This is a genomic window from Enterococcus salsurae (genome assembly GCF_054784955.1).
In genome coordinates, this window is sequence record NZ_BAAHWY010000006.1 from 40,842 (window position 1) to 61,959 (window position 21,118).

At 41.9% G+C, this 21,118-nt stretch carries 23 protein-coding genes and 1 other annotated feature; of the genes, 18 read left to right on the forward strand and 5 right to left on the reverse strand.

From position 1 onward, the window contains the following. Positions 1–11 precede the first annotated feature (11 nt). The 4 genes from rplI (at position 12) to ACYVRS_RS13565 (ending at position 4,484) form a co-directional block, all read left to right on the forward strand. Positions 12–464, forward strand: coding sequence for a 50S ribosomal protein L9 (gene rplI / locus ACYVRS_RS13550; RefSeq protein ID WP_313537218.1), 453 nt, complete (start codon positions 12–14; stop codon positions 462–464). A gap of 116 nt (positions 465–580) precedes the next feature. Continuing rightward, positions 581–1,951 (forward strand): replicative DNA helicase, encoded by a 1,371-nt coding sequence (gene dnaB, locus ACYVRS_RS13555; protein ID WP_054116888.1) that lies wholly within the window; start codon positions 581–583, stop codon positions 1,949–1,951. Positions 1,952–2,160: 209 nt separating this feature from the next. After that, positions 2,161–3,453, forward strand: coding sequence for an adenylosuccinate synthase (locus ACYVRS_RS13560; RefSeq protein WP_054116889.1), 1,293 nt, complete (start codon positions 2,161–2,163; stop codon positions 3,451–3,453). A 155-nt stretch (positions 3,454–3,608) separates the two neighbouring features. Continuing rightward, a complete protein-coding gene (locus ACYVRS_RS13565; protein WP_461198917.1) occupies positions 3,609–4,484 on the forward strand; it encodes a DegV family protein in 876 nt (291 codons plus the stop codon). Positions 4,485–4,541: 57 nt separating this feature from the next. On the opposite strand, the gene ACYVRS_RS13570 is transcribed toward ACYVRS_RS13565, so the two are convergent. Beyond that, on the reverse strand, positions 4,542–6,164 hold the full coding sequence (locus ACYVRS_RS13570) for an ABC-F family ATP-binding cassette domain-containing protein (protein ID WP_313537222.1): 1,623 nt from the start codon (positions 6,162–6,164) through the stop codon (positions 4,542–4,544). Between the two features lie 205 nt (positions 6,165–6,369). Here ACYVRS_RS13570 and ACYVRS_RS13575 point away from each other — a divergent pair, with 205 nt between their 5' ends. After that, positions 6,370–7,188, forward strand: coding sequence for a ZIP family metal transporter (locus ACYVRS_RS13575; protein ID WP_054116892.1), 819 nt, complete (start codon positions 6,370–6,372; stop codon positions 7,186–7,188). A 70-nt stretch (positions 7,189–7,258) separates the two neighbouring features. Here the strand turns inward: ACYVRS_RS13575 and ACYVRS_RS13580 are convergent, their stop codons facing one another. After that, positions 7,259–7,462 (reverse strand): hypothetical protein, encoded by a 204-nt coding sequence (locus ACYVRS_RS13580; RefSeq protein ID WP_313537226.1) that lies wholly within the window; start codon positions 7,460–7,462, stop codon positions 7,259–7,261. A 154-nt stretch (positions 7,463–7,616) separates the two neighbouring features. Here ACYVRS_RS13580 and ACYVRS_RS13585 point away from each other — a divergent pair, with 154 nt between their 5' ends. Further along, positions 7,617–8,030 (forward strand): DUF4809 family protein, encoded by a 414-nt coding sequence (locus ACYVRS_RS13585; protein WP_313537228.1) that lies wholly within the window; start codon positions 7,617–7,619, stop codon positions 8,028–8,030. A 59-nt stretch (positions 8,031–8,089) separates the two neighbouring features. Here ACYVRS_RS13585 and ACYVRS_RS13590 read toward each other — a convergent pair whose 3' ends face one another. Together ACYVRS_RS13590 and proB are read right to left on the reverse strand one after the other, a co-directional pair. Beyond that, a complete protein-coding gene (locus ACYVRS_RS13590; protein WP_461203559.1) occupies positions 8,090–9,334 on the reverse strand; it encodes a glutamate-5-semialdehyde dehydrogenase in 1,245 nt (414 codons plus the stop codon). Then, on the reverse strand, positions 9,331–10,146 hold the full coding sequence (gene proB / locus ACYVRS_RS13595; RefSeq protein ID WP_461203560.1) for a glutamate 5-kinase: 816 nt from the start codon (positions 10,144–10,146) through the stop codon (positions 9,331–9,333). The genes ACYVRS_RS13590 and proB overlap by 4 nt, the downstream gene beginning before the upstream one ends. Positions 10,147–10,337: 191 nt before the next feature. On the opposite strand from proB, the gene ACYVRS_RS13600 reads away from it, so the two are divergent. The 12 genes from ACYVRS_RS13600 to ACYVRS_RS13655 all read left to right on the forward strand — a co-directional run bounded on the left by ACYVRS_RS13600 (position 10,338) and on the right by ACYVRS_RS13655 (position 20,568). After that, complete coding sequence (locus ACYVRS_RS13600) at positions 10,338–10,847, forward strand: dCTP deaminase/dUTPase family protein (RefSeq protein WP_461203561.1); 510 nt, start codon at positions 10,338–10,340, stop codon at positions 10,845–10,847. Between the two features lie 44 nt (positions 10,848–10,891). Further along, positions 10,892–12,262: a DNA repair protein RadA gene (radA, locus tag ACYVRS_RS13605; RefSeq protein WP_461203562.1), complete on the forward strand. Its 1,371-nt coding sequence runs from the start codon at positions 10,892–10,894 to the stop codon at positions 12,260–12,262. A gap of 129 nt (positions 12,263–12,391) precedes the next feature. After that, positions 12,392–13,525, forward strand: a complete 1,134-nt coding sequence (locus ACYVRS_RS13610) for a PIN/TRAM domain-containing protein (protein WP_054116899.1) — start codon at positions 12,392–12,394, stop codon at positions 13,523–13,525. 166 nt (positions 13,526–13,691) lie between these two features. After that, positions 13,692–15,149, forward strand: a complete 1,458-nt coding sequence (gene gltX / locus ACYVRS_RS13615; protein WP_054116900.1) for a glutamate--tRNA ligase — start codon at positions 13,692–13,694, stop codon at positions 15,147–15,149. After that, positions 15,146–15,346, forward strand: a binding site (T-box leader). (Overlaps the previous gene by 4 nt.) 64 nt (positions 15,347–15,410) lie before the next feature. Beyond that, the gene (gene epsC, locus ACYVRS_RS13620; RefSeq protein WP_312498817.1) at positions 15,411–15,956 is read left to right on the forward strand and encodes a serine O-acetyltransferase EpsC; all 546 of its coding nucleotides are present in this window, start codon (positions 15,411–15,413) and stop codon (positions 15,954–15,956) included. Then, a complete protein-coding gene (gene cysS / locus ACYVRS_RS13625) occupies positions 15,940–17,349 on the forward strand; it encodes a cysteine--tRNA ligase (RefSeq protein ID WP_312498816.1) in 1,410 nt (469 codons plus the stop codon). The genes epsC and cysS overlap by 17 nt, the downstream gene beginning before the upstream one ends. Then, a complete protein-coding gene (locus ACYVRS_RS13630; RefSeq protein WP_312542295.1) occupies positions 17,346–17,780 on the forward strand; it encodes a Mini-ribonuclease 3 in 435 nt (144 codons plus the stop codon). The genes cysS and ACYVRS_RS13630 overlap by 4 nt, the downstream gene beginning before the upstream one ends. Next, a complete protein-coding gene (gene rlmB / locus ACYVRS_RS13635; protein ID WP_312542296.1) occupies positions 17,734–18,549 on the forward strand; it encodes a 23S rRNA (guanosine(2251)-2'-O)-methyltransferase RlmB in 816 nt (271 codons plus the stop codon). Before ACYVRS_RS13630 ends, rlmB begins: the two co-directional genes overlap by 47 nt. Beyond that, entirely contained in the window at positions 18,549–19,067 is a 519-nt protein-coding gene (locus ACYVRS_RS13640) for an NYN domain-containing protein (RefSeq protein WP_054116905.1), read from the forward strand. The genes rlmB and ACYVRS_RS13640 overlap by 1 nt, the downstream gene beginning before the upstream one ends. A 91-nt stretch (positions 19,068–19,158) precedes the next feature. Beyond that, on the forward strand, positions 19,159–19,713 hold the full coding sequence (locus tag ACYVRS_RS13645) for a sigma-70 family RNA polymerase sigma factor (RefSeq protein ID WP_313537238.1): 555 nt from the start codon (positions 19,159–19,161) through the stop codon (positions 19,711–19,713). A gap of 87 nt (positions 19,714–19,800) precedes the next feature. Next, a complete protein-coding gene (locus ACYVRS_RS13650) occupies positions 19,801–20,046 on the forward strand; it encodes a Veg family protein (RefSeq protein WP_054117044.1) in 246 nt (81 codons plus the stop codon). Positions 20,047–20,121: 75 nt separating this feature from the next. Continuing rightward, positions 20,122–20,568: a GNAT family N-acetyltransferase gene (locus ACYVRS_RS13655; protein ID WP_312498812.1), complete on the forward strand. Its 447-nt coding sequence runs from the start codon at positions 20,122–20,124 to the stop codon at positions 20,566–20,568. Between the two features lie 24 nt (positions 20,569–20,592). Here ACYVRS_RS13655 and mscL read toward each other — a convergent pair whose 3' ends face one another. Beyond that, complete coding sequence (gene mscL / locus ACYVRS_RS13660; RefSeq protein ID WP_312498811.1) at positions 20,593–21,042, reverse strand: large conductance mechanosensitive channel protein MscL; 450 nt, start codon at positions 21,040–21,042, stop codon at positions 20,593–20,595. Positions 21,043–21,118 lie beyond the last annotated feature (76 nt).

Here is a 21,118-nt window from a genome sequence, read left to right on the forward strand (position 1 = left end):
GTGACCAAAACATGAAAGTTATTTTCTTACAAGATGTAAAAGGTAAAGGAAAAAAAGGAGATATCAAGGAAGTACCTAATGGGTATGCACAAAACTTCCTAATCAAAAATAACTACGCTAAACCAGCCAGTAATGAAAGTGTGGCTGAATTAAAAGGCAAGCAAAAAGCCAAAGAAAAACAAGATGCAGAAGTATTAGCCGAAGCACAAGAATTGAAGCAAATTCTTGAAAAAGAAGAAACGGTTGTTAAGATCCAAGCCAAAGCAGGTGAGGACGGTCGTTTGTTCGGTTCAATCCCTTCTAAACAAATCGCAGATGCATTGAATAAACAATACAAGATCAAATTGGATAAACGCAAAATTGAGTTAGATCAACCGATTCGTGCGTTAGGCTTTACGCAAGTACCAGTGAAGATCCATCCACAAGTGACTGCGACCATCAATGTGCATACGGTCCAAGAATAAGGGAAAGACCCAACAGTCAAATGTTGGGTCTTTTTCAGGGGATTTCACAAAAGGTGCCTTGTACTTTACTAGGTTATCTTGTAGAATAAATGGACACTAGATTAGGAGCGAAAGGTATGAATGAAGCGTGGCAGAACCAAGTCCCTCCACAAGATATAGAAGCGGAACAAGCGGTACTCGGTGCAATATTTTTAGATGCTGAAGCGATTATTGATGCAATGGAAGTCATTGCACCGCAAGATTTTTATCGACGGAGTCATCAAATAATTTTTCAAGCAATGATTCAATTGAATGACCGCAGTGAAGCAATTGATTTGATTACCCTTAAAGCAGAAATCGAAAAAAGCAGCAGTTTAGAAGATGTCGGCGGCTTAACGTACTTAACGGAACTCAGTCAAGCATCACCATCAGCGGCTAGTATAGCCTATTATGCTAAGATCGTTGACGACAAGGCCACTTTGCGGAATCTGATCCAAACAGCCAGCAGAATCGTTACACAAGGTTTTGAACAAGATGAAGATGTTCAATCCATCATTGATCAAGCCGAAAAAAGCATTCTGGAAGTATCAGAAAAAAGAAATAGCAATGGCTTTCAATCAATTGCAGATGTCTTAAATCGGACAATTGAAAATATCGATCAATTGGCGCAAAACAATGAAGAGATCACAGGTTTGCCAACAGGCTATCCTGCATTAGACAAAATGACTGCGGGGCTGCAAAAAGAAGAATTGATTATTCTTGCTGCCCGTCCAGCCGTGGGTAAAACAGCCTTTGCATTGAATATCGCACAAAATGTCGGTACCAAAACAGATCGTTCTGTCGCTATTTTTAGTTTGGAAATGGGTGCTGAATCCCTAGTCAATCGGATGTTATGTGCAGAAGGCTCGATTGAAGCCGGACATTTGCGAACCGGGCAATTGTCTGAAGAAGAATGGCGCAATTTGATCGTAGCTATGGGTAGTTTATCCAATGCTAGCATCTATATCGATGATACACCAGGGATCAAAATATCAGAGATTCGCGCCCGTTGTCGCAAATTGGCGCAAGAAAAAGGCAATCTCGGATTGATATTGATTGATTATTTGCAATTGATCGAAGGAACTGGGCGTGAGAATCGGCAACAAGAAGTATCAGAGATATCCCGTCAATTAAAGAAATTAGCGAAAGAATTAAAAGTACCAGTTATTGCGCTTTCCCAGTTGTCACGGGGGGTAGAGCAACGGCAAGACAAACGTCCCGTGTTGAGTGATATCCGGGAGTCAGGATCGATCGAGCAAGATGCAGATATCGTGGCCTTTTTATACCGAGATGATTACTACCGCAGCGAAGAAGGCGATGACGACAACCAAGAAGAGCAGCAAGACAACAATGTCATTGAAGTTATTATCGAGAAAAACCGGAGCGGTGCCCGTGGTACTGTGGAATTATTGTTTATCAAAGAATACAATAAGTTTTCTTCGGTTTCTCCACGCACAGAATTTGGATAAACACATCGTCTTATGGCACACCTGTTGAAATCGGGTGTGCTATTTTTATTCGCTTTTAAATGCTATTTTTTTTATTCAGAAAAAAATAGTTCGTTTTTTAACCTCTAAAATAGATAAATCGAATTAAATATTCGATTTTAGATTGAAAGCCGTTGCGAAACTTGTTACAATACATAAGGAATGCATTAATCAAAGAAAGAGGTCATTTTATGTCATCTGTAGTAGTAGTAGGTACACAATGGGGCGACGAAGGTAAAGGAAAGATCACGGACTTTTTGAGTGAAAACGCAGAAGTCATTGCACGTTATCAAGGTGGCGACAATGCGGGACATACAATTAAATTTGACGGTGTGACCTATAAATTGCATTTGATTCCTTCAGGGATTTTTTATGCAGATAAAATCAGTGTTATCGGAAATGGGGTTGTGGTCAATCCTAAATCACTGGTAAAAGAACTCGCATATTTAAAAGAAAATAATATAATAACAAAAAATCTAAAAATATCTGATCGAGCACATGTTATTTTACCTTATCATATCCAATTGGATCAGCTGCAAGAAGACGCAAAAGGCGAAAATAAAATCGGTACAACCATCAAAGGGATCGGACCTGCTTATATGGATAAAGCAGCGCGGATCGGTATTCGAATCGCAGATTTATTGGATAAAGAGATCTTTGAAGAACGGTTACGAATCAATTTAGAAGAAAAAAATCGTCAATTTGTTAAGATGTTCGATGCTGAACCGATTGATTTTGATGATGTCTTTGAAGAATACTATGCTTATGGACAGCAAATCAAGCAATATGTGACAGATACATCAGTGATTCTAAATGATGCCTTGGATGCGGGCAAACGGGTTTTATTTGAAGGGGCCCAAGGTGTGATGCTGGATATTGATCAAGGAACGTATCCGTTTGTGACGTCTTCAAACCCAGTAGCTGGCGGTGTGACCATCGGCAGTGGGGTTGGACCTTCAAAGATCAATAAAGTGGTGGGTGTGTGTAAAGCTTATACGTCTCGTGTGGGGGATGGTCCTTTTCCAACAGAATTGTTTGATGAAACGGGTCAGCAAATTCGTGAAGTTGGTCGGGAATATGGAACCACAACTGGGCGCCCTCGTCGTGTAGGATGGTTTGATACTGTTGTGATGCGCCATTCAAAACGCGTTTCAGGAATCACTAATCTATCTTTGAATTCAATCGATGTTTTGAGTGGATTGGATACAGTCAAGATTTGTACTGCCTATGAATTGGACGGAGAGGAAATTTATCACTATCCAGCGAGCTTGAAAGAACTGAATCGCTGCAAACCTGTTTATGAAGAATTGCCTGGCTGGTCTGAAGACATTACTGGCTGCAAAACATTGGCAGATTTGCCTGAAAATGCTCGGAACTATGTCCATCGGGTATCAGAATTAGTCGGTGTTCGCATTTCTACTTTCTCTGTTGGACCAGATCGTAATCAAACCAATATTTTAGAAAGTGTCTGGGCACAAATCTAAACAACTAACAGTGTCGAATAGCGGCACAGCACAAGATAATGTATGAATCACGTCAGAAAAGCAAAAAAACAGCTGTTTCATTTGCTTCAACGCGAGAGAATGCTTTTGTCTTGTGCTTTTTTTGCTATAATAAATGATATGAAAGGGGTGGAATCATGTTTCAATTGATAACTGATTCTTGTTGTGACCTACCTGCGGAACGATTGGCTGAACTAGATGTCGCTTATATTCCGATGGTAGTTGCTTTAGAGGGGAAAGAGTATACGGATGATATGGGTCAATCTTTTGATACAGATTGGTTTTTAGCAAAATTAAAAGAACATGCACAACCGACTACATCTCAGATTAATGTAGGTCGCTATATGGAACATTTTCGTCCATATGTAGATGTAGGAACACCTATTTTATATTTAGGTTTTTCTTCAGGAATGAGTGGTTCTTTTCAAAGTGCTGTACAAGCTGTGGCATTACTGAAAGAGGAATACGAAACAGTCAATATTTCACTGATCGATACGAAATCAGCGAGTTTAGGTGAAGGGCTTTTGGTTGCGGAGGCAGCCAAGCGTAAAGCAGCAGGGGCTTCATTGCTGGAAGTGAGCCAATGGGTCGAAGAACACAAAATGCAAGTTGATTCCTGGGTGACAGTGGATGATTTGAAGCAGTTGGAACGAGGAGGACGGATCTCTAAAACTGCAGCGGCAATTGGCGGCTTATTGAATGTCAAACCGATCATCACCGTGGATATGGATGGAAAACTGCGAAATGTGGATAAAGTGCGGGGGCGCAATAAATCAATCCAGAACATTGTCGATCATACGATAGCCAATCTGCAAGCAACACAAACAAGGACTGTCTACATTGCGAATGCTGGCGATGATGAGGCCGCTGATAAAGTGATTGCAAGTTTGCGTGAAAAAATTCCAGATGTTGATATTTATCATTACCCACTAGGTCCGACGATATCTAGTCATACCGGGTATGGTTGTCTTGCGGTTTTTTCATTCGGTACAAGTCGTGTAGCTAGTGCTTAAAGTCAATCATAAAGAAAGCCAGTTGAACATTCAGGAATGTTCAACTGGCTTTCTTGTTTAATTATTTAATTCAGCAACTCTTTTTTGAACATCTTTGTTCTCTAAAAACTCATCATAAGTCGTTTCGGCACGATCCACGACACCGTTACTAGAAACCGCAATGATCCGGTTCGCTAATGTTTGGATAAATTGGTGGTCATGAGAAGCAAACAGCAATGAGCCGGTAAAGGCCATTAAACCATCATTTAAAGCAGTGATCGATTCTAAATCCAAGTGATTGGTTGGATCATCTAATACCAGCACATTGGCTTTCGATAACATCAATTTAGACAGCATGCAACGGACTTTTTCGCCTCCGGAAAGGACGTTGACAGGTTTCAATACTTCATCACCAGAAAAGAGCATCCGACCTAAGAAGCTGCGTAAGAAGGTGTTGTCATCTTCTTCTTTGCCAGCATATTGACGCAACCAATCAACGATTGGCATGTCGGTATCAAATTCGGTGGTAGTGTCTTTAGGCAAGTAAGCATGTTGTGTTGTTACACCCCAGCGGACGCTGCCTGTATCAGGTGTGATCTCACCCATGATCACTTTGAACAAAGTGGTGGTTGTAATATCACTATTTGCTACAAACGCAACTTTATCATCTTTGTTCAATGTGAAAGAGATATTGCTGAGAATTTGCTTGCCATCAATGGTGACACTGACATTGTCCACTTGTAATAGATCATTCCCGATCTCTCTTTCTGGTTTGAAACCAACGAAAGGATAACGGCGAGATGAAGGTTGGATGTCATCAAGGGTGATTTTATCCAACATTTTTTTACGAGAGGTTGCTTGTTTTGATTTAGACGCATTGGCGCTGAAACGTGCAATAAAGTCTTGCAACTCTTTGATTTGCTCTTCTTTTTTTGCATTTGATTGTGATTGTAATTTTGCAGCCAATTGACTAGATTCTAACCAAAAATCATAATTCCCAACGAATAGTTTGATTTTGCCAAAATCTAAGTCAGCCATGTGGGTACAAACTTTATTTAAGAAGTGGCGGTCATGAGATACAACGATGACTGTATTTTCAAAGTTGATCAAAAATTCTTCTAACCAGTTGATGGATTGGATATCTAAACCATTCGTAGGTTCATCTAGCAGGAGAACATCAGGTTTACCAAATAAAGCTTGTGCCAACAAAACTTTGACTCTTTGCCCGGCCGTTAATTCTTTCATTTGCAGATGATGCAATTCCTCAGGGATATTCAATCCTTGTAAAAGAACCGCTGCTTCTGGCTCAGCTTCCCATCCATCAAGCTCAGCAAATTCACCTTCGAGTTCAGCAGCGCGTATGCCATCTTCATCTGTAAAATCTTCTTTCATGTAGATGGCATCTTTTTCTTTCATCACTTCGTAAAGGCGCTTATGGCCCATGATGACTGTTTCAATCACTGCGTATTCTTCATAATCATAATGGTTCTGTTTCAAGACAGCCATCCGTTCATCAGGACCTAAAGATACATTGCCTGTTGACGGCTGGATCTCACCAGATAATATTTTTAAAAAAGTTGATTTACCAGCACCATTTGCACCAATCAAACCATAACAATTACCAGGCGTAAATTTAATATTAACATCGTCAAATAGTTTGCGGTCTGAAAAATGCAAACTTACATCACTTACTGTAATCAATTCTTTTCCTCACTTTATATAGATTGACATGGAGTCTTCTAGCATTATAGCGATGAATGTTGAAACTTTCAAGTAAACCTGTGGATTAAATCGGCATTCACGAACAAAGTTGTCAAAAAATCATCCATAGTTTAGCTTGATAGTAGAACCGATTCACCTCCTGTGCTAGAGTAAATGTAAGAGCTATTTATTAGGAGGACGAAAAATGGTTGATTGGCTTGTCAGTTTGTCTCCATGGCAACAAGCATTGGCTGGAACGGCATTCACCTATGCAATGACGGCCTTGGGTGCTGCCTTGGTATTTTTTTTCAAAGAAATCAACAAAAATGTATTAAATACGATGTTGGGATTTGCTTCAGGTGTGATGATCGCTGCAAGCTTTTGGTCACTGTTGGACCCAGCAATTGCTCGCGCTCAGGAAAACGGTGATATCCCTTGGCTGGTTGTGAGTATTGGTTTTGGCTTGGGTGGCTTGTTTTTATATGCTGCTGATAAAACACTGCCGCATATGCATTTTGGTCCCAATCATGAAACAGAAGGGCTGCCGAGCCATCTCAAACGAACGATTTTGCTTGTTTTTTCAATCACGTTGCACAATATTCCGGAAGGTTTAGCTGTTGGTGTTGCCTTTGGTGCTGCTGCCAGTGCGGATGATCCTAGAGCCGCTGTTCTAGCTGCATTATCAGTAGCGATTGGGATTGGGATCCAAAATTTTCCAGAAGGTGCTGCGGTGTCGATTCCTTTAAGACAAGAAGGGCTTAGCCGGAAAAAAGCGTTTGTCTATGGACAGGCATCAGGTATCGTAGAGCCAATTGCTGGTGTGATTGGTGCATTGTTGGTTACAAGTATGTCTGCGGTCTTACCCTATGCACTAGCATTTGCTGCGGGTGCGATGATCTATGTGGTGGTGGAAGAATTGATTCCGGAAGCGCAACAAACTTTGACGAGTCGGCGTCATTTTGCTGTCTTTGGTGTGATGCTGGGCTTTATTTTGATGATGATTTTGGATGTTGCATTAGGATAATTAAAAAAAAACCAGTGATCGCTGCTTAGAGAAATCTTGCGGCGATCACTGGTTTTTTTGTGTAAAGAGATTAGCGGTAATATTTTCTTGGGCGTTGACGAACAGCAGTCAGCCAGCGAACGATCCAAATGGCGATCAGTAATGGGATCCCAAAGCGGAAGATCAAGCCAATCAAGCCGCCAATCAGTCCTAAAACTAACGATAGAACAGCAGATGCTAAAATCAAAACGGCCACGATAGCAACGATTTTTCCGAATAAACTTTGTGTATTCATAGTGAATCCTCCTAAATGGTTTTTAACTTATCCTTAGCATATCAAGATTTTCCTTTTCACACATCCAACTTTAGACGGAATTTTCCCTAAGTCGTCAGCCAGACGATTTGTGATAAACTAAACATGAATAAGAAAATAAAGGAGGAAAGTTGTAATGAAGGCAATCATCAAAAGTAAAGAAGTGATAACAGAAGGCGGCTGTAATGCTTGCGTACCCTTCGCACTGCGCACGTTTACTATGCAGCTAGACAACGGTCGTGAATATGCATTAGAGCAATTGGACTGCGGGGCTTTGATCATGCCAATCGCTCAAGTCAATCATTGGCAGACGCGTTTATGGTTAGAAGAAGAGGAAGGACTGATATACCAAAAAGGCACGCAGGAAGTGCGCTTTAGCGAGAACTTTCGCGATGCACGATTTGTTACCACTGACCAAACGGTTATTTGTCCGAAAAAGATGACAGAGGCACAGATCTTCGAACAGACCAATCAGATATTACTGGCATTATTCAAAATTGAACCGCTGACTTTTGTACACCAGAATCAAGAGGTACACGTAACGAAGTAACGAAACCCCCGCATAGCCTAAATGGCAAATGCGGGGGTTGTACGAAGGGGAAGACCAGATCATGAACGGGTCTGACCTTCTCCGTAAATCACGTATTTGGTTGATGTTAATGCTTCTAAACCCATCGGTCCTCGTGCATGCAATTTTTGAGTCGAGATACCGATCTCTGCACCAAATCCAAACATGAAACCATCTGTGAATCGCGTGGAAGCATTGACATAGACAGCTGCGGCATCCACTTCTTTCAAGAAACGTTGCGAAGCAAAATAGTCATCTGTCACGATGGCCTCTGAGTGTTTTGTATTGTAATGATTGATGTGTGTGATGGCTTCATCTAGTGAAGAAACCACTTTGATTGCCAAAATATAATCTAAAAATTCGGTTGCCCAATCTTCTTCAGTGGCAACTTCAGCCTGGGGCAAAATAGCCCGGGCTTTTTCGTCTCCCCGTAATTCAACTTGATCAGCTATTTGTTCCGTTAAAAGCGGCAAAAAAGTTTCCGCTACAGCTTCATGGACAAGAATTGTCTCGATCGCATTACAGACAGAGGGTCGTTGGGTTTTGGCATTGATCACGATCGACAAGGCCATGGGCAACTGCGCACCTTGATCGATATAGACATGATTATTGCCCGTACCGGTTTCAATCACGGGCACAGTGGCAGTTTCTTTGACCCGTTTGATCAATCCGGCACCGCCTCGCGGAATCAAAACATCGATGTACTTATTGAGACGCATCATTTCAGCTGCTGTTTCATGGCTCGTATCGGTAATGAATTGAATGGCATGGGGGGAAGCACCATTGTCAGTTAGAGATTGCTGTAAAACAGCCACTAAGGCTTGATTGGAATAAAAAGCTTCTTTTCCGCCACGCAGAATCACTGCATTGCCTGATTTAAAACAAAGACTGGCCGCATCTGTGGTCACATTCGGCCGCGCCTCATAAATAATACCAATGACCCCCAGCGGCACTCTTTGCTGACCGATCAGCAGATCGTCCGCATTGCGCCACATTTGATCGACGCGTCCAATTGGATCAGGTAATTGCGCGACTTCTCTCATTCCGTTGGCCATTTCCAAAATGCGTGCATGCGTTAAGGTTAAACGATCCAACAATGTCGGCGTGGTCTTTTGCAGCCGCGCAGCTTCGAGATCTTGTTCGTTCGCAACAAGAATCATCTCAGTGTTGCGTTCAATCGCATCGGCCATCTGCAATAATAAATTGTTTTTGTCTTTTGTTGAAAGCAGTCCTAATTCATGGGCACTTTTTTTGGCTTGTTGGCCAATCTTTGTCAAATCAATCATGCATGTTCCTCCTCTAGTCTATAAAAATAGGTACCCAATTGATTACCAGCCAATATCTCAAAGATCATTTTAGGTTGTTTGCCATTGGCCAGAATCATTTGACTATTGCTGGCAAGTACTCGTTGCGCAGCTTTCAGCTTACTGGTCATTCCGCCGGTGCCATAAGGACTGCCTTTGCCAGTGGCTTGCGCTAAAAGTGCGGGTGTGATTTCGCGGATCTCATCATACAGTCTCGCTGACTTGTCTGTGAGGGGATTTGCCGAATAAAATCCATCGATATCAGACAGCATGATCAATAGGTCAGCATCTATCAATTCGGCCACGATTGCGGATAATTGATCATTGTCGCCGAATTTTGTTAAATGGTCTAATTCATCGACAGCCACAGTGTCATTTTCATTGATGATAGGAATGATCCCCATAGCGATAAGTTGTTCTAGGGTATTACAGACATTTTGTCGGCTTTGAGGGAACTCAATGATATCACGGGTCAAGAGTAACTGTGCTGTTTGCTGGCTATATGTTTGAAACCGTTGATTATAAATAGTCATCAGCTCTGATTGACCAACTGCCGCTACTGCCTGCTGCTCTGGGATTTCTCTTGGTCGTTCTTTCACGTTCAGTTTATTCATCCCGACACCAATGGCTCCTGATGAAACCAAAATAATTTCTTTTCCTTGGTTTTGCAGATCGGTTAATACGAAGGCCAATTCATCGATGCCCGACAAATTGATATTGCCGTTAGGGTAAATCAATGAACTTGTGCCGATTTTGACAACGATTCGTTTTTTGGTTTGTAAAGACTCCCGCATAGGTCACCGCCTTTTTTGATATTTTTACTATTGTACTAGCAAAAGCCAGATTCGTCATGCTCTTTTTTCACATTTTATTGTGTGGATGAGAAGAATTTGTAAAGACTTTCCGATAATTGTGTTTTACATGAAGAAAATCAGCTGTCCTATGCTAAAATAACTATATGTTTTATTAATTATTGGAGGCGTCTATGAAATTACGAGGATTTGAGATCGTTACTGATTATCAAGAAAAAAATATCCAGTTGCCGCATCGGGCAACGCATCATGCTGCTGGCTATGATTTTGAAGCAGCTGAAGACATGGTGATTCCAAGTATCTGGAAAGCCGGACTCATAGATGGTGTGAAAGCAATCTTTGATAAAGAAAGTGAAAAACGGCTGAAACCAACATTGGTATCTACGGGCATCAAGGCTTATATGGGGAACGATGAGTATTTACAATTGACGAATCGATCGAGTAACCCATTGAAACGTTTTTTGGTATTAACAAATGGTGTCGGCGTTATTGACAGTGATTATTATAATAATCCCGATAATGAAGGACATATCATGTTTCAATTCACCAATTTTGGTCCTAGAGATTTGGAAATCAAAAAAGGTGAACGTATCGGGCAAGGGATTTTCTTGCCATTCTTAAAAGCAGATCAAGATGTGACGACCAATAGCCGTCAAGGCGGCTTCGGTTCCTCTAATCAATAGCTTCATTCAACTAGTCGGATAAATGTAGATCATGGAGGAAATAGATGGCAAAAAAAGCAAAAAGTCAATTTGTCTGTCAACACTGTGGATACAGTTCGCCTAAGTATTTGGGTAAATGTCCTAATTGCGGTAGTTGGAATTCGATGGTAGAAGAAGTGATCCAAGAAAACACGGATCGTCGGGTAAGAACCACATTGACGGGGCAACGGATGCAACCCACGAAAATCGCAGATGTTGTGCCGAAAAAAGAACCGCGTGTGCAGACACGCTTAGCCGAATTGAATCGTGTCTTGGGTGGCGGAGTCGTGCCGGGTTCTTTGATTCTGATCGGTGGTGATCCTGGAATCGGAAAATCTACGCTCTTGCTGCAAGTATCACAGCAATTGGCAGCAATTGGCGGAACAGTTCTATATGTTTCAGGAGAAGAAAGTGCGGAACAAATTAAAATGCGTGCAGAACGTTTGGGCGCGATCGATACTGAGTTTTATCTATATCCAGAAACGGATATGTCAGAAATCAGTAAGGCAATCGATACGATTCGCCCAGATTATGTGATCATTGATTCGATCCAAACCATGACGCAACCCGACATCACAAGCGTGGCAGGAAGTGTGAGTCAAGTACGAGAAACGACAGCGGAGCTTTTAAAATTGGCTAAAACCAATGGTATTGCCATATTTATTGTTGGCCATGTCACCAAAGAAGGATCGATTGCAGGGCCACGAATGTTAGAACATATGGTTGATACCGTCCTGTATTTTGAAGGTGAAAAGCATCATAGCTTCCGAATTTTACGGGCTGTCAAAAATCGATTTGGTTCCACCAACGAAATTGGTATTTTCGAGATGGAAGAAGGTGGCTTGAAAGAAGTAGCCAATCCATCACAGGTTTTTCTTGAAGAACGATTAGAAGGTGCGACTGGATCAGCTATTGTAGTCGCAATGGAAGGCAGTCGCCCTATATTGGTCGAGATCCAAGCTTTAGTCACACCAACAATGTTTGGCAACGCCAAGCGAACGACGACTGGTTTGGATTTCAATCGGGTGTCATTGATCATGGCTGTATTGGAAAAACGAGCGGGTTTGCTTTTGCAAAATCAAGATGCCTACCTAAAAGCAGCTGGTGGTGTAAAATTAAATGAGCCAGCGATCGATTTGGCGATTGCAATCAGTATCGCCTCTAGTTATAAAGAAAAAGGTACCAGTCCGACCGAATGTTTTATCGGTGAGATTGGATTGACGGGTGAGATTCGTCGGGTAAATGCCATTGAGCAACGCGTAAAAGAAGTGCAAAAATTAGGCTTCACTAAAGTCTACTTGCCAAAAAATAATTTATCTGGCTGGAAGCCACCCAAAGGTATCGAAGTAGAAGGCATATCGACTTTGTCAGAAACCTTGCGCAAAGTTTTTCGCTAATTTTATCTGAATATCATATAGAATCAAGCCTATCGCTTGATTCTGGCCGATGTTCCCTTTCGATAGCAGCAAATAATTGCGGGAACTTTGGCATTTGATGGAAAAAAATGTGAGTATGGAGGAAATTGTATGCAGAAACGAGTCATTACCGCACTCATGGTGCTGGCAGGAGCAAGTCTGGGGATTTCATTGATGCCCATTGCTTGGCAGACCATCGGGCAGAACCAAAATCAATGGCTGAATAATAATATTACTAATAGTTTGCTTGGAGCCCTTATTTTCTTTTTATTATCTTTACTATTAGCAAAATATGTTGCAGCCGGTATTCGTAAAATTGAAGAAAAATTAAGTGAACTGAGTCTCACATATCTGCTTTTTGGTGCAATAGGTGCCATTATCGGATTAATGATAGGCGTCATTGTTTCAATCCCTTTTTATAATTGGGATATTCCCTTTATCAACGGGATAGCACCTATCTTGGTGATGGCTTTGTTGGGTTATCTAGGATTCCAAATCGGTACGACACGTATCGATGAATGGAAGAAAGTTTTTGCACCAAAAAATAAGAAAACTGAGACCCAAGAAGAACAGCAAATGCTGGAACGGAAATTTGCGGATCATTTTCATAAGTATAAAATTCTAGATACCAGTGTGATCATCGATGGCCGTATTTATGATATAGCCAAGACGGGCTTTTTAGAAGGCGTTCTATTGATTCCTAATTTTGTCTTATATGAACTACAATATATTGCTGATTCTGGTGATAGCTTGAAACGTGTTCGTGGACGCAGAGGCTTGGATATTCTCAACGCGCTGCAAAAAGAAGATGGTATTGAAGTTGAGATGTATGAAGGCGACTTTGAAGATATTTCTGAAGTCGACAGTAAATTGATCAAGTTAGCCAAATTGTTAGATGGTATCGTTGTTACCAATGACTATAATTTGAATAAAGTATCTGAGTTTCAAAATGTACCGGTCTTAAATATCAATGCGTTGGCTAATGCGGTCAAACCGGTAGTGATCCCAGGTGAAAACATGCATGTACTCGTCGTGAAAGCTGGTACTGAGCGTCAACAAGGGGTGGCATATCTTGATGACGGAACCATGGTGGTCGTTGAAGACGGTCAACATTACATGAATGAACATATCGATGTTGTTGTCACAAGTGCGTTGCAGACAGCAGCTGGGCGAATGATTTTTGCTAAACCAGCCCACTCGGGACGTGGCATCGATAACCATGATTCCACGAAATCAGACAAATAATCTAAGGCAGCTGGCGTAAAATATGCCAGTTGCCTTTACTATTTTGGCTATTGATTGTACAATTCTAGCTGAGGGTCCTGTTTGTTATCAAACATGTGATAAGCAGACCAATAAGCGTTCAAACAATAGCAATTGTTTGAAAATGAGATGAAGGAAGAGGAAGACAATGACGAAAGTACGTGTACGTTACGCGCCAAGTCCAACAGGACATCTACACATCGGCAATGCCCGGACGGCTTTATTCAACTATTTATTTGCCCGTCACAACGATGGTGATTTTATCATCCGCATCGAAGATACGGATCAAAAAAGAAATATTGCAGACGGTGAAAAAAGCCAGTTAGAAAACCTGAAATGGCTAGGAATGGATTGGGATGAATCTCCTGCTGCACCAGGTGCTTACGGACCTTACCGTCAATCAGAACGCGGTGAGCTATATCAACCGTTGATCGATCAACTGCTTGCAAGCAACCGTGCGTATAAGTGCTACTGTACGGAAGAAGAATTAGAAGCGGAAAGAGAAGGCCAAAGAGCGCGTGGAGAAATGCCGCATTATGGCGGAACCTGTGCCAATTTGACGCCTGAAGAACAAGCTGAAAAAGAAGCGCAAGGATTGGAACCTGTCATTCGTTTCCGGGTTTCTCGCAATACGGAATATAAGTTTCATGACATGGTCAAAGGCGAGATCGTCTTTGAATCTGATAATGTTGGCGGCGATTTTGTTATTCAAAAACGTGATGGTATGCCAACGTATAACTTTGCAGTAGCTGTCGATGATCACCATATGAAAATCACCCATGTATTGCGTGGGGACGATCATATTGCGAATACACCGAAACAATTGATGATCTATGAAGCTTTTGGCTGGCAAGCACCAGAATTTGGTCATATGACCTTGATCATCAACAGTGAAACAGGTAAAAAACTAAGCAAACGTGATGAATCAATTTTACAATTTATCGAACAATACCGCGAACTCGGTTATTTGCCTGAAGCGATGTTCAATTTTATTGCATTATTGGGCTGGTCACCAGTTGGGGAAGAAGAAATCTTTTCTCAAGATGAATTGATCAAGATTTTTGACCCAGAACGCTTAAGCAAATCACCTGCCGCGTTTGATGCGAAGAAATTAGAGTGGGTCAACAACCAATACATGAAACAAATGGACTTGAAAGAATTGACGGAGATGTGTGTGCCTTATTTAGTCAAAGCGGGACGTATCGATGAAGCAACTGCTGCTGAGAAACAAGAATGGCTGCAAAAAATCGTTTCATTGTATCAACCGCAAATGAGTTATGCTGCGCAAATCGTTGCGTTGTCCGATTTATTCTTTGAGGAACATCCAGTATTAGATGATGCAGCAAAAGAAGTATTGGCTGGCGAAACAGTGCCAACAGTCTTAGAAGCTTTCAAAGAAAAGTTAACGGCAATGCCTGTTGTAGAAGCTGCAGCAGTCAAAGCAGCGATCAAAGAGATCCAAAAAGAAACAGGCATCAAAGGCAAAAATTTGTTTATGCCGATCCGTGTGGCTGTTTCAGGTCAAACCCATGGACCAGAATTGCCGGATACCGTTGAATTATTAGGGAAAGAAAAAGCCCTTGATCATTTGAATAACGTATTATAAACACAAAGAATAGACGAAGTACTGCTGCTTTTATTTTAGAGAGATCACGGGTGGTGGAAGTGATCATAAAAGAGTAGGAAATGCACCTATGAGTGGCTTTGACGCAAGTCAAAGACGGCCTAGCGAACGTTACCCGCTTTGAGGCAGACAAGTTGTCTGCAAACAAAAGTGGAACCACGCAAGAAAGCGTCTTTTGGATAAGGAAACTTATTTGAAAGACGCTTTTTTTGTACATAAAGTGAGCATAAAGCAGGTGAGAAGATGACTTGGTTCAAAAGAGCAATCGCAGCGACAAAAAAATATGATCCTTCCGCACGCTCAACATTGGAAATCGTGGTGACCTATCCAGGTTTTCATGCATTATTTTGGCATCGATGGACGCACTTTTTATTTCGTCATCGGTTGTATTTCATAGCCAAAGTGACTGCCCAATTTTGGCGTTTTCTGACAGGGATCGAGATTCATCCCGGGGCACAGATCGGACAAGGGGTTTTTATCGATCACGGCATGGGTGTTGTGATCGGCGAAACAGCGATCGTAGAAGATGATGTCGTACTGTTCCATGGTGTGACATTGGGGGGCACAGGTAAAGATCGCGGCAAACGGCATCCCACAATCAAAAAAGGGGCGTTTATATCCGCACATGCCCAAATATTAGGGCCGGTGACCATAGGCGAAGGCGCAAAAATCGGCGCCAGTGCAGTCGTATTGACAGATATCCCAGCAGAAGCGACTGCTGTCGGTATCCCGGCAAAAGTTGCACGAATCAAAGGAAAGAAGGTAAATCAAGATGATCAAAATCTATAATACATTGACACGTAAAAAAGAAGCATTTCAACCATTAGTCGAAAATAAAGTCAAGATGTACGTTTGCGGACCGACTGTCTACAACTATATTCATATTGGGAATGGTCGCAGTACTGTTTCCTTCGATACGATCCGCCGTTATTTTGAATATCGAGGCTATGAAGTTGACTATTTGATGAATTTTACGGATGTGGATGATAAAATCATTCGCGCAGCCAAAGAATTAGAAACAACAGCACCAGTTGTTGCAGAACGCTTTATTGCAGCGTTCAACGAAGATACAGCAGCGCTGAATGTCAAACCGGCTACGATGAACCCTCGGGTGATGGACCATATTGAAGACATCGTGGCGTTTATCGCCGTCCTTGTTGAAAAAGGCTATGCCTATCCGGTACAAGGGGATGTTTATTACCGTACACGCAAATTTGCTTCCTATGGCCAATTGAGCGATCAATCCATTGATGAATTAGAAGTAGGTGCAAGTCAACGCACCGGCGATGAACAACGTATCAAAGAAGACCCTTTGGATTTTGCTTTGTGGAAAGCAGCCAAAGAAGGTGAGATTTCCTGGAATTCCCCATGGGGACCTGGACGTCCAGGCTGGCATATCGAATGTTCTGTAATGGCGACGAAACACTTAGGGGATACAATCGATATCCACGGGGGCGGACAAGACTTGACTTTCCCCCATCATGAAAATGAAATCGCCCAGAGTGAAGCCAAAACCGGCCATACGTTTGCCAATTATTGGATGCATAACGGGTATGTCACGATCGGTGAGCAAGATGAAAAAATGAGTAAATCATTGGGCAATTTCGTGACTGTCCATGAGATGGTTCAACAAATCGATCCGCAAGTATTACGTTTCTTTTTGGCAACGACCCAATACCGCCGACCAATCAGATACAGTGAAACCACCGTCAGAGAAGCGGAAACCAATCTTCAAAAATTGCGCACGACTTATGAAAATGCGCGTTTCAGATTGGCAAATAGCGATATCAATGAAACGATCACCGAAGACATTCCCGTTTTGGCCGATTTCGAAGCGCGATTTGTTGCAGAGATGGATGATGATTTCAATGCAGCCAATGGTATCACCGTCGTATATGAACTGGCGAAGTGGATCAATCTAGCGACAGAAGATCCGGCGACGGATTTGTCCATCTTAGATGCTGCAGTTACAAAATTCAGTGAGTGGTTAAGTATTTTTGGCATCTTCTTTGTGACGGATACGTTGTTAGATGAGGATATTGAAACGTTGATCAATGAACGGATCGCTGCCAGACAAGCCAGAGATTTCGCCCGTAGCGATCAAATCCGCGATACGTTGAAAGAACAAGGCATTATTTTGGAAGATACAGCACAAGGAACAAGATGGAGAAGAGAAGCATGAGAGATTATAAACAATTGAATGGCCTTGCATTGGCTTATGTTGGTGATGCAATCTATGAGGTCTATATCCGCGACTATTTAGTGTCACAAGGTCAGACCAGGCCCAATCAGCTGCATCACATGGCGACCCATTATGTTTCTGCCAAAGCGCAAGCGGCATTGATCCAAAAAATGCTAGATGATGAGATACTGACAGAAGAAGAACATGATTTTTATCGCCGTGGCCGAAACAGCAAGAGTCATACTGGTGCAAAAAATGCCGATATAACCACTTATCGCATTGCTACAGGCTTTGAATCATTGATCGGGTATTTGCACCTGACTGAACAAAAAGAACGCTTAGACGAGCTTGTAGAATGGTGTATTAAGAAAGTAGGAGAAGATGATGCGAGAAAAACAACAAAGAAACCGCTCCAACAAAAAAAACGCTAAACCCAAAAATGAACGTCCTAGAGAAACAGTCAATGAGGCGATTGAAGACAATTTCGTTTTCGGTTTCCATGCAGTAACAGAAGCCTTAAAAGAAGGACGAGGCAATAAGCTGTTTCTATCAGAAGATGCACGGGGAGAAAAAATTGATACTTTGAAAGAAGCCGCGCGAGAACAAGCGGTACCTGTAAAATGGGTGCCCAAACAAAAATTGGACCTAATGAGTGATCAAGGGGTGCATCAAGGCATGTTATTGGCCATTACCCCGTACCAATACTTGACGCTTGATGAGTTGCTGGAACAGACCAAAGAAAACCCTATTTACCTAATCTTGGATAATTTGGAAGATCCTCATAACTTTGGCTCAATGTTAAGAACAGCAGATGCAAGCGGCATTGACGGCATCATTATTCCTAAACATCGAGCAGTCGGGATTACCCCAGTTGTGGTCAAAACCTCTACCGGTGCAGTAGAGCATGTCCCAGTGGCACGGGTCACCAATCTGACCCAAGCAGTCCAACAATTAAAGAAAGCCGGTTTCTGGATTTTTGGCACCGACATGACAGGCAGCGATTATCGTACTTGGAATGCCCAAGGGTCTGTCGGTCTGATCATTGGCAATGAAGGCCGCGGCATGGGAGAAGGACTCAAAAAAGAGGTTGATCAAATGTTGACGATCCCGATGACTGGACATGTCCAAAGTTTGAATGCCAGTGTTGCCGCTGGTTTGTTGATGTATCAAGCATACACGAGTCGAAATGGGGTTTCTTGATGAAGAATCCCCTGCTGATCGTTGATGGTTATAATATGATCGGTGCATGGCCGGAACTTGTGCTGTTAAAAAATCAAGATCGGTTAGAAGACGCAAGAGAGGCTTTGCTCCATCGTTTATCCAATTATTCAAAATACGAAGGATTAAAAATAATCGTTGTCTTTGATGCGCAGTTGGTCCCAGGTGTTACCCAAAGCTACACGAAGTACCAACTAGAGGTGATTTTTACTGAAGAAGGTGAAACTGCCGATAGTTATATTGAACGCGTTGCCGGTGAATTGAATAATCGCTTGACACAAGTGACTGTGGCAACAAGTGATTTGGCCGAGCAGTGGGTGATTTTTTCTCAAGGGGCTTTGCGGACATCTGCCCGTGAACTTTACAAAAGTATCGAAAAAACTGAAAAGGATATCCACCAGCATCAAACAGACCTTGCTTTTACAGACTTTCGCCGCAATTCGCCATGGACTGCGGAACAGTTGGCAGAATTGAACAAGAAGCTGCATGATTTGAGTTAGGGACAAAAATGATCTGGTAAATGAGAAAGTGGGGGAACCATTTATGTTACGCTCTTTTTGTAGTCAAACACATACAAAAGGAGTGACATAAATGGCAAGTAAAGAAAGGCAATATTCAGATGATTTTGAAGAGAAGTTTCGAAAGTATCAGCCTGTGGTAGAAATTCTTCACAAGAAATACTTCTTGAGAGATTACGATTTCGATGATTGGCTGCAAGAGGGACGAATCATCTTTGATAAATGTCTTAAGGCGTATGATCCTGATAAAGGAACAACGATTGGTGTCTTGTTCAAACGTTCCTTTGAAAATCGTATTTGTAGTTTACTGCGCATCCAACAAGCGCAAAAAAGAAAAGCACAGGCTGAAGCTTGCTCGCTAGAAGAAAAAATCGCCAATGAGGGCGGCCATTTTTTAACAGACAATAATCGGCAAAAAGAATGGATTGAAGCGCAAATGATGATTCATGATGCGCTGCCTAATTACCCTAAAGGATTATCAACACTTGAAGGATTGGTTATAATGAATTTCCTCAAAGGATTAGAACTTGAACAAATTGCTGCCCAGGAAAAGCTGCCTTACGACAAAATAAAAAGCGCTTTCAATCGTGGTAGATCAAAGATGATAGCGCTTATTATGATGGATTAATAAAAAACTTATTGAAAGTGTAATTCTTTTGTGGTAAACTTGAAATTTTCTGCCATTCGTGGTATGATGATGCTCGAGGTGAATGCGATGCCAACAACTTTAGCAACAATCAAGAAAGATTTAGAATGCCGTATCGGTAGTGAGATTATGCTGGTTGCTCAAACTGGACGTAAGCGTCAAACCGAACGTCGCGGTGTTTTGACAGAAACATATCCTTCTGTTTTTGTCGTAGATTTGGATCCAAATGAAAATTCATTTGAACGCGTTTCTTACAGCTACTCCGACATCTTAACAAGAACAGTTGAAATTGAATTTTTATCAGAAGCAGTGTGATGACAGAAGAGTTGACAAATCGTTGACTCTTTTTTGTTTGATTACATTTGACATATTCAGAAAGGGGAACGTGGCGTGTTTACATGTAAACGATTAGCAGACATGTCCGCTGATACGTTTTGCCGTTTGGCACAAGTGCGTACGGCTGTATTTGTAGTCGAACAAGCATGTGCCTATCAAGAGATCGATACGATCGATCAGCGGGCGTATCACTTATGGTCAGTCGACGATCAAGAGATGATCATCTCTTATGCGCGGATCTTTTTACAAGACGAGGTCGTTCATTTTGGGCGCGTGCTGGTAGCACCTGCTCATCGAGGGCAAGGAGAAGGCCATCGTTTGTTACAGGAAATCTTACAGCAGATTCAGGTTCTTTATCCAATGCGCGACATCCGGATCGAAGCCCAAGAACATTTGGCAGCATATTATGGACAGTATGGTTTTGAAGCAATCAGTACACCCTATGAAGAAGACGGAATCATGCATATCAGTATGACAAAAAACACCTTTGCCAATTCGTAAGATTTGGCAAAGGTGTTTTTTTGATTATTTGTCTGTCGTTGTATCAAACAATTGATCCAACTGTTCATTTGGCAAAGAGCCAGTCGTTTGTGCTTTTAACAAGTCGCGAATTTCTTCTAAATAATCTTCAGCAGTGATTTCTGGCGCTGCTTCTTCCTCTTCTTGTGGATGCAAGTTGCGCAATTTATTGACTGCTTTGACAATCAAGAACAATACAAAAGCCGTAATCAAGAATGTAATAAGAGCATTAATCACTTGACCAAAGTCAAATACAACATTTTCCTTTGGTGATAAAACAAGACCTGCGAAGGCATCTGAGCTGCCAAACAGCGATAGAACCCATGTAACAAGCGGCGTCAATAACCCTTCAACCAAACTCGTTACGATAGCAGTAAAGGCACTCCCAATTACGACCCCAATCGCCAAATCAAGCACATTGCCTCGCAAAATAAATTCTTTAAATTCTTTGATCATAACATTTCCCTCCTAAACTCTACCCATAGTATAGCGAAAAACTGGTGAATGATAAAAAAAAACGCTCGCGAATAAA

Excerpts from the sequence above, each read along its gene's own strand:
- ACYVRS_RS13575 (WP_054116892.1), top strand. The coding sequence starts at position 6,370 with ATGGTTGATTGGCTTGTCAGTTTGTCTCCATGGCAACAAGCATTGGCT.
- ACYVRS_RS13590 (WP_461203559.1), bottom strand. The coding sequence starts at position 9,334 with ATGATTGATTTGACAAAGATTGGCCAACAAGCCAAAAAAAGTGCCCAT.
- gltX (WP_054116900.1), top strand. The coding sequence starts at position 13,692 with ATGACGAAAGTACGTGTACGTTACGCGCCAAGTCCAACAGGACATCTA.
- ACYVRS_RS13560 (WP_054116889.1), top strand. The coding sequence starts at position 2,161 with ATGTCATCTGTAGTAGTAGTAGGTACACAATGGGGCGACGAAGGTAAA.
- ACYVRS_RS13645 (WP_313537238.1), top strand. The coding sequence starts at position 19,159 with ATGGCAAGTAAAGAAAGGCAATATTCAGATGATTTTGAAGAGAAGTTT.
- proB (WP_461203560.1), bottom strand. The coding sequence starts at position 10,146 with ATGCGGGAGTCTTTACAAACCAAAAAACGAATCGTTGTCAAAATCGGC.
- ACYVRS_RS13630 (WP_312542295.1), top strand. The coding sequence starts at position 17,346 with ATGAGAGATTATAAACAATTGAATGGCCTTGCATTGGCTTATGTTGGT.
- ACYVRS_RS13585 (WP_313537228.1), top strand. The coding sequence starts at position 7,617 with ATGAAGGCAATCATCAAAAGTAAAGAAGTGATAACAGAAGGCGGCTGT.
- radA (WP_461203562.1), top strand. The coding sequence starts at position 10,892 with ATGGCAAAAAAAGCAAAAAGTCAATTTGTCTGTCAACACTGTGGATAC.
- ACYVRS_RS13565 (WP_461198917.1), top strand. The coding sequence starts at position 3,609 with ATGTTTCAATTGATAACTGATTCTTGTTGTGACCTACCTGCGGAACGA.
- dnaB (WP_054116888.1), top strand. The coding sequence starts at position 581 with ATGAATGAAGCGTGGCAGAACCAAGTCCCTCCACAAGATATAGAAGCG.
- ACYVRS_RS13610 (WP_054116899.1), top strand. The coding sequence starts at position 12,392 with ATGCAGAAACGAGTCATTACCGCACTCATGGTGCTGGCAGGAGCAAGT.
- ACYVRS_RS13580 (WP_313537226.1), bottom strand. The coding sequence starts at position 7,462 with ATGAATACACAAAGTTTATTCGGAAAAATCGTTGCTATCGTGGCCGTT.
- rlmB (WP_312542296.1), top strand. The coding sequence starts at position 17,734 with ATGCGAGAAAAACAACAAAGAAACCGCTCCAACAAAAAAAACGCTAAA.
- ACYVRS_RS13650 (WP_054117044.1), top strand. The coding sequence starts at position 19,801 with ATGCCAACAACTTTAGCAACAATCAAGAAAGATTTAGAATGCCGTATC.
- rplI (WP_313537218.1), top strand. The coding sequence starts at position 12 with ATGAAAGTTATTTTCTTACAAGATGTAAAAGGTAAAGGAAAAAAAGGA.
- ACYVRS_RS13640 (WP_054116905.1), top strand. The coding sequence starts at position 18,549 with ATGAAGAATCCCCTGCTGATCGTTGATGGTTATAATATGATCGGTGCA.
- cysS (WP_312498816.1), top strand. The coding sequence starts at position 15,940 with ATGATCAAAATCTATAATACATTGACACGTAAAAAAGAAGCATTTCAA.
- ACYVRS_RS13600 (WP_461203561.1), top strand. The coding sequence starts at position 10,338 with ATGAAATTACGAGGATTTGAGATCGTTACTGATTATCAAGAAAAAAAT.
- epsC (WP_312498817.1), top strand. The coding sequence starts at position 15,411 with ATGACTTGGTTCAAAAGAGCAATCGCAGCGACAAAAAAATATGATCCT.
- mscL (WP_312498811.1), bottom strand. The coding sequence starts at position 21,042 with ATGATCAAAGAATTTAAAGAATTTATTTTGCGAGGCAATGTGCTTGAT.